Origin of the sequence: Pedobacter albus, assembly GCF_036324255.1 — a bacterium.
Classification (GTDB): domain Bacteria; phylum Bacteroidota; class Bacteroidia; order Sphingobacteriales; family Sphingobacteriaceae; genus Pedobacter; species Pedobacter albus.
Map to the genome: position 1 here is coordinate 2,291,055 of NZ_JAZDQT010000001.1, position 14,031 is coordinate 2,305,085.

Annotated in this window: 10 protein-coding genes; 1 reads left to right on the top strand and 9 read right to left on the bottom strand. The window is 45.0% G+C overall.

What is annotated here, in order from left to right; translation table 11 throughout:
* The first annotated feature begins 77 nt into the window (after positions 1–77).
* The gene (locus VRU48_RS09415; RefSeq protein ID WP_330107669.1) at positions 78–1,163 is read left to right on the top strand and encodes an Ldh family oxidoreductase; all 1,086 of its coding nucleotides are present in this window, start codon (positions 78–80) and stop codon (positions 1,161–1,163) included.
* A 113-nt stretch (positions 1,164–1,276) separates the two neighbouring features.
* On the opposite strand, the gene VRU48_RS09420 is transcribed toward VRU48_RS09415, so the two are convergent.
* The 9 genes from VRU48_RS09420 to VRU48_RS09460 all read right to left on the bottom strand — a co-directional run bounded on the left by VRU48_RS09420 (position 1,277) and on the right by VRU48_RS09460 (position 13,916).
* The gene (locus tag VRU48_RS09420) at positions 1,277–2,884 is read right to left on the bottom strand and encodes a SusD/RagB family nutrient-binding outer membrane lipoprotein (RefSeq protein ID WP_330107670.1); all 1,608 of its coding nucleotides are present in this window, start codon (positions 2,882–2,884) and stop codon (positions 1,277–1,279) included.
* 18 nt (positions 2,885–2,902) lie between these two features.
* Positions 2,903–6,358: a SusC/RagA family TonB-linked outer membrane protein gene (locus tag VRU48_RS09425; protein ID WP_330107671.1), complete on the bottom strand. Its 3,456-nt coding sequence runs from the start codon at positions 6,356–6,358 to the stop codon at positions 2,903–2,905.
* Positions 6,359–6,455: 97 nt separating this feature from the next.
* Positions 6,456–7,640 carry an ROK family protein gene (locus VRU48_RS09430; RefSeq protein ID WP_330107672.1) on the bottom strand — a complete coding sequence of 395 codons (1,185 nt, stop codon included), beginning with the start codon at positions 7,638–7,640 and terminating at the stop codon, positions 6,456–6,458.
* Between the two features lie 154 nt (positions 7,641–7,794).
* Positions 7,795–8,979, bottom strand: a complete 1,185-nt coding sequence (lepB, locus tag VRU48_RS09435) for a signal peptidase I (RefSeq protein WP_330107673.1) — start codon at positions 8,977–8,979, stop codon at positions 7,795–7,797.
* A 148-nt stretch (positions 8,980–9,127) separates the two neighbouring features.
* On the bottom strand, positions 9,128–10,663 hold the full coding sequence (gene lepB, locus VRU48_RS09440; protein WP_330107674.1) for a signal peptidase I: 1,536 nt from the start codon (positions 10,661–10,663) through the stop codon (positions 9,128–9,130).
* Between the two features lie 12 nt (positions 10,664–10,675).
* The gene (gene dapB / locus VRU48_RS09445) at positions 10,676–11,416 is read right to left on the bottom strand and encodes a 4-hydroxy-tetrahydrodipicolinate reductase (protein ID WP_330107675.1); all 741 of its coding nucleotides are present in this window, start codon (positions 11,414–11,416) and stop codon (positions 10,676–10,678) included.
* A 104-nt stretch (positions 11,417–11,520) separates the two neighbouring features.
* Entirely contained in the window at positions 11,521–12,177 is a 657-nt protein-coding gene (locus VRU48_RS09450) for a DUF5683 domain-containing protein (RefSeq protein ID WP_330107676.1), read from the bottom strand.
* Positions 12,178–12,197: 20 nt separating this feature from the next.
* Positions 12,198–13,100 (bottom strand): ParB/RepB/Spo0J family partition protein, encoded by a 903-nt coding sequence (locus VRU48_RS09455; RefSeq protein ID WP_330107677.1) that lies wholly within the window; start codon positions 13,098–13,100, stop codon positions 12,198–12,200.
* A 9-nt stretch (positions 13,101–13,109) separates the two neighbouring features.
* On the bottom strand, positions 13,110–13,916 hold the full coding sequence (locus tag VRU48_RS09460) for a ParA family protein (RefSeq protein ID WP_330107678.1): 807 nt from the start codon (positions 13,914–13,916) through the stop codon (positions 13,110–13,112).
* Positions 13,917–14,031: the final 115 nt, after the last annotated feature.

The window sequence follows — 14,031 nt, forward strand, 5'->3', positions numbered from 1 at the left end:
ACAGGAAAAAAAGCGAAAGGCAACAGGTTTAAGACCCGTTATCTCAATACTCACTTCTCAATACTCAATACCAAGAAATGAACTTTATCACTTTTACCGAAGAGCAGCTCCGAAACTTTACCTACAGCGTTTTTGAACGAATGGGCTGCAACGATGAACATGCCAAACTGGCGACCGATGTACTGATTCGTTCCGACCTGCGTGGCATCGATTCGCATGGGGTAGCCCGTTTAAGCGGCTATGTGCGCCTTTGGGAAAAACAACGGATCAACGCCACTCCAAACATTAAAGTGGTACACGAAACACCTACTACGGCCACGGTTGACGGCGATGGTGGACTGGGGCTCGTGGTTGCCCCTTTTGCCATGCAAATTGCCATTCAAAAGGCCAAGCAATATGGCAGTGGCTGGGTAGCGGTTAAAAACTCGAACCATTTTGGCATTGCCGGCTATCATGCTTTATTGGCTGTTGAGCAGGATATGATTGGCATGAGCATGACCAATGCAAGTCCGCTGGTAGCTCCAACTTATGCCAACGAACGTTTATTGGGTACCAACCCCATCTGTTATGCTTTTCCGGCCGGACATCATCCTCCCGTAGTGGTTGATATGGCCACCGCCGCGGCGGCCAATGGCAAATTAGAAATTGCGCAAAGATCCAATACGGCTATTCCGGATGGTTGGGTTCAAGATGCCAAGGGGCAACAATCGACCAACCCTAACGAATTGAAAAATGGCGGTTCATTATTGCCTTTGGGAAGCGATAAGGCACATGGCAGCCATAAGGGCTATGGTCTGGGAGCTACGGTCGATATTTTATCGGCAGTGCTTTCTGGTGCCAATTACGGTCCATGGGTACCTCCTTTCGTGGCCTTTTTAGAGCCTCCTACCGATCCGGTGGGCGAAGGCATTGGCCACTTCTTAGGCGCTATGCGTGTGGATGGCTTTAGGCCTGTTGCCGATTTTAAAAACCACCTCGATAACTGGATCGAACGCTTTAAAGGCGCGACCACGGTTGATCCGGATAAAAAGGTAATCATCCCCGGCGAACCCGAATATGCCTTTGAACAGGAAAGAAAACTGGAAGGCATTCCACTTATCGACGTGGTGGTAAACGACCTGAACGAGCTGGCCACCAAACTCGGCATTGCCAAACTTCATTAAAAAAAGAAAGGGAAGCCCTAGGCATTCCCTTTCATCACCAACTTATAAACTATATAAGCTAATCTACATCCCATAACAGCTTTGATGCAGATCATCTTACCTTGCTGTTCTATTTAAGGCATCCAGTACAGTTTTTTGGCAGACTGGGCTGTTTTATCGACACCGCCTGTTACCGCTGTCCAATTGGCATTGTTGTTAGTTTGCTCATCGTCTGGATAAGGCAAACGTACAGTGTTTGAAGGCGCTGCCGTAGCATCTCTAGGAACCAAGCCGGTTCTCCTTACAATTGTCCAGGCTTCTGCTGGCTGCCAAGTGGTGGCAATCCAAGCTTGCGTAGCAATTTTGGTTAAGGCATCGTTATCATTAGCACCATTATACAATACTTTGGCATTGGTGAGCATAGCTGTCATTTCGACAGCGGTTGGCGGCGTAGGAATGCGGCCTGCCCATCTTGGCGATTTTTGGGTATAGTAATACCAAAAATCAACCGAAGCTTTAATTCCTGCTTCATACTCGGCTTTTGCAGTAACGATGTTTTTGGTTACACCCATACCGCGCTGATAGATTTCGGCTTTTAGGAAATGTACGTCGGCCTCTGTAATAATCAATGTAGGGCGGTATTTGTTATCGCTTGCCAAGTAAATGTTAAATGCCGAGAATATATTTCCAGGATCGCTACCCACAGTTTTCTTAACTACCGAAGCTGCCGGATCGTTAGGATAAGGGTTTCCGCCATCGATAACCGACAGGTTTTGTGGAGCAGGCACCCATTTATCGGCATTGTTGGTCATGAACCACACTTTGCAACGCGGATCGAATATGCCCGAACCATCGTTGGCCATTGTTGACGACATCTGGTTCCACATGTTGCTGCCCATACGCAAGGCCGAAACAGAAGTTTCGCGGAATATATAGTAATAATCTACTTCAACATTCACCGCCGCTGGCCAAAACCCAAAGTTGTCTTTTTCAAGCGCAGCTAGAGTCTGGTTGTTGGGCAATGGTTTACTGTTGCTCATGATATCGGTAATGATACTGCTTGCCAGTGCCTGTTCTTTGTTGTACAAACGCACCGCATAACGAAGCAATATGGCATTTCCGAATTTCTTATAAGACGTAATGTCATTGCCTAGGAAAGAATCGGAAGATCCGATATTGGTCTGCGTGGCATCGGTTGAAAGGCCGTTTACCGCAGCCTGTAGGCCAGCCAATACACTTCTATAAATGTCTGCTTCCTTGTCGTAGCTAGGACGATAAAATTCTGTGCCGGTAGAGGCTATTCCCGCCTTTGAGTACGGCATATCGCCATAATAATCCAGCATATGCAATGTTTTGGCGGCCATGAGGATGGTAGCCATGTTCTTTACATTGGCAAATGTTCCGCTATTTTGGTTCTTATTAATCAGCGTCATCATTTGCTGATAGTTTTTCAGCGATGTATAATAATTAGACCAAGGGTTGCTGATATAATTAAGATAATTGGCCGTTTTACTTTGTACAGCCTGCTGGTTGGCGGCATGCCAAAACAAAGCCACATACATGGTTTGGTCTTCGTCTTTGATCATGCTACTGGCCACATTATTGAATAGGGCTGGTATAGATGCCGAATTAACGCTACCCTCATTATAGGGCGTATTCATTTCGGTAAAATCCTTCGTACATCCCGTTAAGGCAAGGATTGCTAAAACAACCCATTTGCCATATATTTTTCTTGCTTTCATGCGAATATCTTATTATGATTAAAATGATGTTTTAACAGACAAACCAAACGACCTTACTCTTGGCAACGACGAGTATTCTATACCCTGCATATTACCAATACCGGCCACACCTTCAGGATTTGCGCCTTTTGGTGCGGTTGTGTAGATATAAAACAAATCACGGCCTATTAATGAAACACTAAGGTTTTGCAATACTTTGGTTTTTCTTACCCAATCGGCAGGCACCGTATAGGTTAGGCTTACCTCGCGAAGCTTAACCCAGGTATTTTCAAAAACAGAAGCCGAGCGTGGCAAACCGAAGTGGTTCCAAGAGCCATAGGTACCCAAATAGTACCAGGCTGGGTTTACCACATTGGTATTAGGTGTGCCATCGGCATAAACACCGTCGAAAACAATACCGTTATTGCCCACGCTGCCATCAGGATAAACCAAAGGCAAACCGCCGCCATCGCGTTCTTTAGTGGTTTCTTTAAGCAAACCATTACCCATGGCTGCACTCCAGGTTCCAAAGAAGCTGTCGCCACCAATCTTGGCATCAACCAAAGTATACAACGAAAAGCCTTTATAGCTGAAGGTATTGCTGATACCTCCGGTAAGTTTAGGTTGCGAATTGCCGATTGGCACTTCAGAATCGGTCAGTACCCATTGCGTACCAGCAGTGTAGGTTTTGCCGCTAACCGGATCGGTAAAGGTCATTTTATTACCCAAATTGTCAACCGCATCTTTTACGATCTTTTTGCCGTTCAGGTATTTAAAGTCTTTTCCATAAATGGTTCCGTAGTTGTCTCCAACCTTAACCCTTTGCGAAACACCAGCACCGCTAAACAAATTGCCTAACTGCAATTCGTTAATGCCATCAACCAAAGCCAATACCTTCGACCTAGACGTGGCGCCGTTTACAGCAATGTTCCAGGTAAAGTCTTTATTTGCGATTGGTGTGGCGTTGATGGTAAACTCAAAGCCTTTATTGCCGATAGAGCCACTATTAATTACAATAGACGAATAACCCGACGACAATGGCAATGCACTGGTCAAGATCTGGTTAAAGGTTTTCATGGTATAAGCACTCATGGTCAGGTTGAGCTTATTCTTTAAGAACCCAAGGCTCAAATTCAACTCATAACTGCGCGAACGTTGCGGCTTAACCCCTTCATATTTCAAAGCGCTCGGAAATGTTTGCGAAGCCTGTCCGTTGTATTGGCTGGTATTGAGCAGGTTGTAAATGGTATAAGGATCGGTATCGCTTCCGGTTTCGCCAAACGACAAGCCCAATTTACCAAAGCTTAGCCAAGGCAAGGTTTTCTGCATGTTTTTAATGCCATCGGTAAACACATAGCTTAAACTGGCAGATGGATAAAAATAGGAGTTGTAGTTAGAAGCCAGGGTAGACGACCAGTCATTACGTCCAATTACGTTAAGGAACAGGTAATTTTTGTACGACAGGTCTAAGAAACCGAAAGTAGAATTGATTTGTTTTTGGTAACGAAGCTCAGGAGCGTAGTCATTCCAATCTTCGGGTTGGTTTCCGTTGTTGGTGGCAAAAATAAACGGCCTGATAAAATCGCCTTTTGTTCGGCCGGAAGTGGTATAGTCGTTTCTGTAATACGACTCGCCTCCCAGCGTCAAAGCAGCATTGAACTGATCAAGGAAGAAATTATCCTTGTGCAACTTTAAATAACCTGTAATGGTGCGGCTCAGCAATTTGGCCTGCGCCTCTTGGTAAGAGCCTTTTGTGCCCTGAACATTGGTTGGATAGTTTTTGACCTGTATCACATCGTTCGAATTGTCGATACCACCTTGGCCAATAAAGGTTAACCAATCGGTAACATCGGCTATAACTTTAGCTCCGCCGATAAACTGGTTTCTGTTTAAAGTACTGTTGTTCTTATAGATGTTCCAGAAAGAATTGGTCAGATAACCTCCGTCAAAAGGATAAGCTGGTGCACCTGTCGGAAAATTAGACCTGTTGTTTACATCGTTTTGCGAACCATCGCCCTTAAAATCATTCAATTTCTCTACTGCCGGATCATATCCTCGCTGCGCTCCATAAGCTAAGCCTACCCCATAGCCTCCACCTATTGATGGTGTATTTAAACGCGTATAGTTTACATAGCTTCCGGTAACTTCGGCTCTTAACCGATTGCTTACCTTAACTGATGAACCTAAATTGAAGATATTGCTGTTGTAATTACTGTTCAATACGTTGGCATCGCTTTCATCGCGTGTGTAAGAAAAACGCAAGGAACCTAAATCGCTGCCACCAGACAGGGCCACGTTGTGTTGGCGAACAAATCCGTTCGGGAAAAATTGTTTCCAATCGTCTTCAACAGCGCTATATGGGCGTTGTACGCCATCATACCACAATATCGGCTGACCATCGAATTTTGGCCCCCATGAAAGTGCACTAGGGAACGAAAAATATTGCCAGGCGTCCATTGCTTTATCATAAGGCAGGCTGTTGAATGCGCCACCTACATAGTCGGTTCCGCTCGCTGCCGACCATAAACCGGTTTGGATTCTCTGGCCTGCGCCATTGGTTTTGAACCTTTTGCTCTCGTTAGCAGTCCACATAGAGCTGCGCAATCCGGCACCGTATTCATTTTGAAAATCCATGTACTGGTAAGGATTGGTAGTTCTTGTGCTGAAGCTATAATCGACACCCAGTCCTTTTTTGGCGCCGCCTTTTTTGCGGGTAATCAAGATTACGCCGTTTGCACCCCTGGCACCATATAAGGCAGCCGCGGCTGGCCCTTTTAACACTGTTACATCTTCTATATCCTCCTGGTTGATAAAGTTCATACCTGTGCCCCAGTCTTTATAACTGCTCACATCCTGGTTTTTATCTTGGGTTAAGCCCATACTTCTAGCGGCATTGTTGTTGCCGTTATTGTTCAGCGGATCGTTGTTAATGGCTACACCATCAACAATAATCAAGGCACGGTTATCTCCGGTTAAAGAGGTATTGCCCCTTACTACAATCCTTGCCGAACCGCCTTCAACCCCGCCGGCCGATTGCGAAATCTGCAAACCGGCTACTTTGCCCATTAAACCTTGGGCAATGGTTGGTGCCTGGGCAATGGTGAGGTCTTTTCCCGCCACGCTTTGAGTTGAATAACCCAACGCCCGCTTTTCGCGCTTTACGCCAAGGGCCGTCACCACGACCTCGTCGAGGTTACTTGTGGCCGATTCTAGCGTCACTGTTAAATTATTGGCCGTGCCTACGGTTACTTCCTTAGGCTTATAGCCAATGTACTTGAACACCAGAATATCGCTTTCTGCTACCGAAATCGAGAAATTTCCATCGGCATTGGTACTGGTTGTTTTTTGCGTATTCTTGACCTGAATACTCACGGCTGGCAGGGTTTCGCCGCTTGGATCTTTCACCGTTCCCGTAACGGTTTTTTGCGCATAAGCAACTGTGGCTATGCAGCCCAACAGGAGTATGCCTAAACACATTAGATAGATTTTTTTCATAGTTTTACTGGTTTAGTTTTTATTTAGTTAGCGTGTGTTCTAGGTTGGCATGGTTGTCGTGATTAAGGGATGGTCAAATGTTAAAAAATCGGGTTCTCTAATTAAAAAGGCTATGTGCTATAACTAAGCTTGCCGAAGCCATTAATTCGGCATCTTCTATAAGTTTAGACAAGACAATCGTTGTTTTTTCGGCTATACGAGGTATACAAAATTCGTTGATGGCCTGTTCTATGGCCGGCAGCAGCATTTTTCCGGCTTTGGCTCCCCTGCCACTCAACACAATGCTTTCGGGGTTCATGATGTGGATCAAAGTAGCCAAGCCTTTACCAATCTGAAATGCGGCGTCTGATAGAATGGCAATGGCCAAGGGGTCGCGCTTCACAACCGCATCCAAAAAATGATCTGCCTTATGTTTTTGTTCGTCTTTAAACAGTTCGCTCATGATGGATACGGAACCTTCGGCCAAAGCTTTCTCTGCATTGGCTACCATCACCAAAAGCGAGGTGTCTACTTCCAGGCAGCCTACTTTGCCACAAGAACACAAGTTGGAGGTTTTTGACAATGGGATATGGCTAAACTCGCCCGCATACCCGCTGCTGCCACGGTAAAGGCCTCCGTTTACAATCATGCCTAAGCCTGTGCCCCAGCCAATGTTAACCACCAGCACGTCCTTTTTGTCGCGGGCCACCCCAAAATTGAGTTCGGCCAGCGCAATTAAACTCGAATCGTTGTCGATGTGTACCGGAAGGCCCAAAGCCTGAGCCAGGTACTGACGCAAATTGGAACCATCGGCGGGTTTAAGGCACGAATAATTGATGCCTTCTGTAATATTGACAAAGCCCGGCATGCCGATGCCTACACCTAAAATCTGGTTCTTTGCCAAACCTGCCACCTCAATCTGCCGATTGATAAACTGGCTAAGCTTAGCTACTGCATCCTGGTCTTGGATATCAAGGTCGAGGTTTTTAACCGGCATTACGATTTCTTGGGCCAGGTTGTAAATCACCATTCGGGTGGTGAGCTGGTCCATGGCCACTGCAACCACATATTTTTCTTTCTTCGGATTGAGCAAAAACGTCTGTGCCCGGCGTCCACCAGTTGATGGCGCCAAACCTTGTTCTATGATATATTGCTCTTTGATTAACATATTTACAGTAGTCGTAATCAGGGGCAGACTCTTCTTGGTACGCTTGCTGATTTCGGTCAGGGAAAGTGCTTTTCTATAATAAAGTTGTTTAATAATATCAGCCCTAAGCTGTTGTCCTTTTGCTGTTACGGTCATGTTTATTGGGGATGTAACATTAAACTTACTAAATAAATAATGAACAAAACAAATCTTTTTAAAAAAATTATAAAGATTTAAAAAGTTAACAATAAAAAAAAGAAGCCATCTTGATGATCAAGATGGCTTCTTTCTATTCGATTAAAGTCTTTTGCTAGTGGATGCCTTTAAACAGTCTGTTCCAACGTATTTTGCCGAACCATGAGCCTTCGCTATCAAAGCTCATCCAAATGAACAGGGCCTTGCCTACTACGTGGTCTTCGGGCAGAAAGCCCCAAAAACGCGAATCGACTGAATTATGGCGGTTATCACCCATCATCCAGTAATAGTTCATTTTAAAAGTATATTCGGTGGCTGGTTTATCGTTCAGCATCCACACATTACCTACCTTTTCCAGCTTATTGCCTTCGTAGGTCCTAATGGCACGGTAATAAACCGGCATGGTGTTGCTGTCTAACTTTACCGTCCATCCTTTTTTAGGCACGATAACCGGCCCGAAATTGTCAATATTCCACTTCCGGTTCGGATCGAAGGTAAACAGATTACCATCATCAACACCCGGTGCAGCTACATCAAGTGCTACCGATTTTACAAAATCGAGTTGCTTTACCTTTGCTATCATGTCGGCCGTTGCAAAAGCGCCATAGCTATTCGGGCCAATCGTCGACCCTTCGAGGCCCAAATCGGTCAATACCTTTACGTTTACCTCTGCAATGCTAAATTCAATTCGATATGGCATTTTTCCGGCATTGGCCAAAGGTTCGGCCTTGCCGTTTACCATGGCTAAACCGTTGCTCATGCTAATGGTATCGCCGGCGATGCCAATGCAACGCTTAATGATGTTCTCGCGCTTGTCTACCGGTCTGGTGATGATGGTATATTGGTTGTTAACGGCTTGCCAGCCCAACTGCCTGACCAAAGTATAATAGCTGACGTCTTGGTTTTGGAGGGCCACGGTATCTCCAACCGGAAGGTTGAACACCACAATATCATTGCGTTTGATGTTTTGGAAACCTGGCAATCTCCTGTATTTCCATTGCACGCCATCCCAATAAGCTTTGGTGCCGGTTAGGGGCATGGTATGATGCGCAAAAGGGAAAGCAATCGGGGTCATCGGAATGCGGGCGCCATAGTTGACCTTGCTCACGAAAAGGAAATCGCCAACCAGCAAGGAGCGCTCCATCGAACCCGAAGGAATGGTGTAGGCCTCGATAAAGAACACCCTGATGATGGTGGCCGCCACTACCGCAAAGATGATGGCATCGGTCCACTCGCGGGCCTTGCTTTTTTTCTTCTTAGGCTCGCCAGTATTATTTTTTTTCCAAAATTTCCAATTCATATCGTTCTATATTGTCTTATTCAAAAACAGGGTTAAATTAAAACTTTTTTAAAGATTTTAGCGCTAGACATTTTTATTTTGTTACATCGATGCCCTGCTACAAAAAAAGCATCGCCTAGGCGATGCTTTGTAAACTTTAAATAACCAATTAGTTGATGCCTTTAAAAATGCGGCTCCAACGTATTTTGCCGAACCATGAACCCGAACTGTCAAAGCTCATCCAAATGAACAGGGCCTTGCCTACTACATGGTCTTCCGGAACAAAACCCCAATAACGCGAGTCGGCCGAATTATGGCGGTTATCGCCCATCATCCAGTAATAGTTCATTTTAAAAGTATAAGAAGTTGCTTTTTTACCGTTGATTAGCCAGTCGTTGCCCGATTTTTCTACCGTATTGCCTTCGTAGGTACGAATGGCCCTATAGTACAAAGGCATGGTATTGCTGTCGAGCTGAACGGTCCATCCTTTGGCCGGAACTTTAATCGGGCCAAAGTTATCCCTGTTCCAGTTCCGGTTCGGATCGTGCGGAAATATGCCTCCCATTTCGGTATCTGTTGGCAAAGCCGGATCCATTACTGCCGATTCTACAAAGTCGAGTTTCCTCAGCTCATCAATCATAACTGCCGAGGCATTAACACCAACGGTATTCGGTGCAGAAGTTGGCGCAATTTCGCTGGTTACGAAGCCCAATTTCTCCAATACCTGAAAATTTACTTCTGGCGACTTAAACTTCACCAAATAAGGCATCATGCCTGTATTTTTTAGGGGTTCGTCTTTGCCGTTTACATTGGCGATACCATTTTTCATGCTCACTACATCGCCTGAAATAGCGATGCAACGTTTGATGTAGTTTTCGCGCTTGTCGACCGGCCTGCTGGTAACCGTATATTGGCTGTTGACTTCCTTCCAGCTAGAGTTGCGTACCAAGTCGTAATAACTGGCATTCTGATTTTCGAGCGCTACGGTATCGCCTTCGGGGAAGTTAAACACCACCACATCATTGCGTTTGATATCCTGAAAGCCCGGCAACCTCCTGTATTTCCACTGCACGCCGTCCCAATAGGCTTTGGTGCCGGTTAGAGGCATGGTATGATGCGCAAAAGGGAAAGCAATCGGGGTCATCGGGATGCGGGCACCATAGTTGACCTTGCTTACGAAAAGGAAATCGCCTACCAGCAAGGAACGCTCCATCGAACCCGAAGGGATGGTATAGGCTTCGATAAAGAATACCCTGATGATGGTGGCCGCTACAACCGCAAAAATGATGGCATCGGTCCACTCGCGGGCTTTGCTTTTTACTACTTTATGCTTTTCTTTAAATTCTTGACTTGCAGACTCACCAAGATAAGTTACATTTTTATCAAAACCCCATTTCGGAAATACAATGAACGAGAGAATAACAGCAGCTGCATGCTGAGAAAACTTAAATTTCCCAAAGCACTTTACAAAATCTATAGTTACACCAATAACTACAAAAAAATTGATTACTGGCACAAAATAAAGTAATATCCACCATAATGGACGACCAGTAATTTTCAGCATTACATAAAAGCTATAAATCGGAATTATAGCCTCCCAACCTGGCCTCCCGGCTTTTTGAAATAGTTTCCAAAGTCCGATTAGTTGAAGGATAATTATTGGCGATAAAAAAAGTAATGTCAACAGATACTCCTGTGATTCCATTTTGATGTATTCTTATTTAAAATTAAAAATATCGGCAATGCTGTAAAAGCCTTTCTTGTCTTGCAGCCACTCCGCCGCGATTACGGCACCCAAGGCAAAACCTGCCCTGCTGTGCGCGGTATGTTTGATTTCGATATCATCAACCTCCGAGCTGTAAACCACGGTATGCGTACCCGGAATATTTTCGATGCGGTGCGATTCGATAAGCAGCTGCTCGTTTTTTACCACATCGGGAATCGGCGTACCGATTACCTCGTTAAGCCATTCAGATTTGCGGTCTATGGCTTCGATAATGTCTTCGGCAATGGTCATGGCCGTACCGCTCGGCGAATCGAGTTTTTGGGTATGGTGTATTTCTTCTACCTGCACATCGTAAGCTGGATAGTTATTCATCAGCTTGGCCAACACCTTGTTGAGGTGAAAGAAAATATTAACGCCAATGCTAAAATTAGAGCCGTACAATAGGGTATTGTCGCTAGTTGCGCAATCGTTTTTGATCTGTTGCAGGTTGCCATACCAGCCGGTGGTACCCACTACTACAGGCACATGGGCCTCAAAACATTTGTAGATATTGTCGACCGCAGCACTTGGCGCACTAAAATCTATGGCCACATCGGCTTTGGCCAAATTGTCTTTGTTCAGGTCTTCTAAGTTATCGATGCTTATTTTGAGCACAACTTCGTGTCCTCTTTCTATGGCAAAGCGCTCTATAATCTGGCCCATTTTGCCATAACCCAATAATGCAATTTTCATCTATACTAATTTTATTTTATCGATCGGCTGGTTGTATGCCCAACGGGCTAAAGGTAACGAAACTGTTTTGCACTTTAAAGCATCACGCCACAGCTCTTTGTTTTTCATAGCTTAATAATCAGCTTTAATGCCGGAGCAGGCGAATTGAACCCATACATGGTATTGGGGCTGATAAAGGAAGGTGCTATTTTAAACGACAGGCTTTCGTCTACGTTGAAGTATTTGAGGCGGGCTGTTACATAGGCATCAACGGCGCTCAATCCGTATAGGCCCACTAATGAAATGAGTACGATTTCGCGGTTACGCTTGTAAATGTTCTTGGCAATGGTCAACGCATCGGTATTGGGGTATTGGCTTAAGCCACCGTTCGGATCGGGCTTGTTGTTATGCAGCTGCCTGTACTGCAGTTCGGTCAGAAACTTGCGGTACATCTTGTTATTGTCCATATAAGAAATAACCAGCATCGTACCTCCACCATAAATAGCGCCCAGTTTGGCCAGGATATAGGTTTTTTGCCAAAATTTGGTTCCTTCTACCCTGCCGCTCCTTACATCGTCAACCACCAGGCCATAATTGTACATCTGGCCCAATCCTGGAAAAATAAGCGAGCGGTGGAAAGCCTTTTTGCCAGCAATTCTACCTTGGTTGATGTATTTGGGCTCCGTGTTTATGGTATCGGTTCTGCTTTTGAGCGTATCTTTCGGTTTTTTGGTTATAGGGTCTTGTGCCTTTGCAGCCACAAAAGCAAAAAACAGAACCATCAAAAGCAAAATGCGCCGCATTACCAATCTAAAAGTTCCAAAATACGGTTCAGGTCATCGTTCGATACGAAAGGAATTTCGATGGCACCTTTGCCATTTTCGTTCACTTTAAGCTTCACCTTGGTTGCAAATTTAGAAGCCAAATCGGTTTGCAGCTTTTGGTATTCGAAAGAAACCCCACTTGGCTTAACCTTATTCGGCTTAACTTGCACATGGTTGATGCTGCGCACCAATTCTTCCACCTTACGTACCGAAAGGCCTTTATCGAGGATTTCCTGATGGATAAACAACTGCTTTTCGGCCTCTTCTACGTTGATGAGTGCACGGGCGTGGCCCATGGAGATTTTACCATCGCGGATGGAAGCCTGTATTACCGGAGGCAATTTGAGCAAACGCAGGTAATTGCTTACCGTAGTGCGGTTTTTGCCTACACGGTCGCCCAACTGCTCGGGCTTAAGGCTGCATTCGTCAATCATCATCTGAAAGCTGAGTGCGACCTCGATGGCATTCAGGTTTTCGCGCTGGATATTTTCGATCAAAGCCATTTCCAACATCTGTTGGTTATCGGCATCGCGGATGTAGGCAGGAATTTGTGCCAATCCGGCCAGTTTCGAAGCCCTTAGCCTGCGTTCTCCAGAAATAAGCTGGTACTTATCGCCATGTTTTCTTACGGTGATGGGTTGGATCAGTCCTTGTACCTTGATCGATTCTGAAAGTTCGTTCAAGGCCACCTGATCAAACTCCGTACGCGGCTGATAAGGGTTGGTTTCTATGTCGTTGATATTAACTTCGCTAATGTTACCGGCCAATAAGGTTGGCGCCGGCGCTTCGGCTACCGCTTTGGGCTGGTTTACCGAATCATTATCATCTAAGAGCGCACTTAATCCTTTTCCTAAACCTGTTTTTCGCTGAAAAGATGTCATCTATATAATTTATATGGTTGCCGTATCTACATTTTGTTCTTCGTCGGTTAACAAACCGTTTTTGCGAACAATTTCCCTGGCCAAGTTCAAATAGTTAATCGCCCCTTTACAGTTGGCATCGTGCATAATTACCGATACGCCATAGCTTGGTGCCTCGCTTAAGCGCGTATTGCGCTGGATAATGGTATCGAAAACCAGGTCTTGGAAGTGGGTTTTCACTTCTTCCACCACTTGGTTAGACAGGCGCAAACGCACATCGTACATGGTTAGCAGAATACCTTCGATCTCCAATGCAGGATTTAAACGGTTTTGAACGATTTTAATTGTGTTCAGCAATTTGCCCAATCCCTCCAATGCAAAATATTCGCACTGTACCGGAACGATAACCGAATCGGCAGCGGTTAAAGAGTTGATGGTAATCAAGCCCAAAGACGGCGAACAGTCGATGATGATAAAATCGTATTGGTCTTTCACCTTGTCGAGCACAGCTTTCATTTTGTACTCGCGGCTGCTCAGGTTGATCATCTCTATCTCCGCACCTACCAAGTCGATGTGGGCCGGCAACAAGTCGAGGTTAGGGGTATCTGTTTTAAGGATGGCATCTTGAGGTTCTACATCGTTGATGATGCACTCGTAGATACTGTTTTTGATGTTTCGTGGATCAAAACCTATACCCGATGTAGAGTTGGCCTGCGGATCGGCATCAACCAATAGCGTTTTGAATTCCAAAACCGCTAAGCTGGCAGCTAAATTAATAGACGAGGTAGTTTTACCTACGCCTCCTTTTTGGTTTGCTAAAGCAATAATTTTACTCATCTATCTTTCTAAAAATCGCCAAAATTGGACATGGCTTTATTTCACAATTAAAAATCTTTAAAAAATGCTATTTTTGTATCGATTTAGGCACTTTTTAACAATTAGCTAAGATACA

Excerpts from the sequence above, each read along its gene's own strand:
- VRU48_RS09415 (WP_330107669.1), top strand. The coding sequence starts at position 78 with ATGAACTTTATCACTTTTACCGAAGAGCAGCTCCGAAACTTTACCTAC.
- VRU48_RS09420 (WP_330107670.1), bottom strand. The coding sequence starts at position 2,884 with ATGAAAGCAAGAAAAATATATGGCAAATGGGTTGTTTTAGCAATCCTT.
- VRU48_RS09425 (WP_330107671.1), bottom strand. The coding sequence starts at position 6,358 with ATGAAAAAAATCTATCTAATGTGTTTAGGCATACTCCTGTTGGGCTGC.
- VRU48_RS09430 (WP_330107672.1), bottom strand. The coding sequence starts at position 7,640 with ATGACCGTAACAGCAAAAGGACAACAGCTTAGGGCTGATATTATTAAA.
- lepB (WP_330107673.1), bottom strand. The coding sequence starts at position 8,979 with ATGAATTGGAAATTTTGGAAAAAAAATAATACTGGCGAGCCTAAGAAG.
- lepB (WP_330107674.1), bottom strand. The coding sequence starts at position 10,663 with ATGGAATCACAGGAGTATCTGTTGACATTACTTTTTTTATCGCCAATA.
- dapB (WP_330107675.1), bottom strand. The coding sequence starts at position 11,416 with ATGAAAATTGCATTATTGGGTTATGGCAAAATGGGCCAGATTATAGAG.
- VRU48_RS09450 (WP_330107676.1), bottom strand. The coding sequence starts at position 12,177 with ATGGTTCTGTTTTTTGCTTTTGTGGCTGCAAAGGCACAAGACCCTATA.
- VRU48_RS09455 (WP_330107677.1), bottom strand. The coding sequence starts at position 13,100 with ATGACATCTTTTCAGCGAAAAACAGGTTTAGGAAAAGGATTAAGTGCG.
- VRU48_RS09460 (WP_330107678.1), bottom strand. The coding sequence starts at position 13,916 with ATGAGTAAAATTATTGCTTTAGCAAACCAAAAAGGAGGCGTAGGTAAA.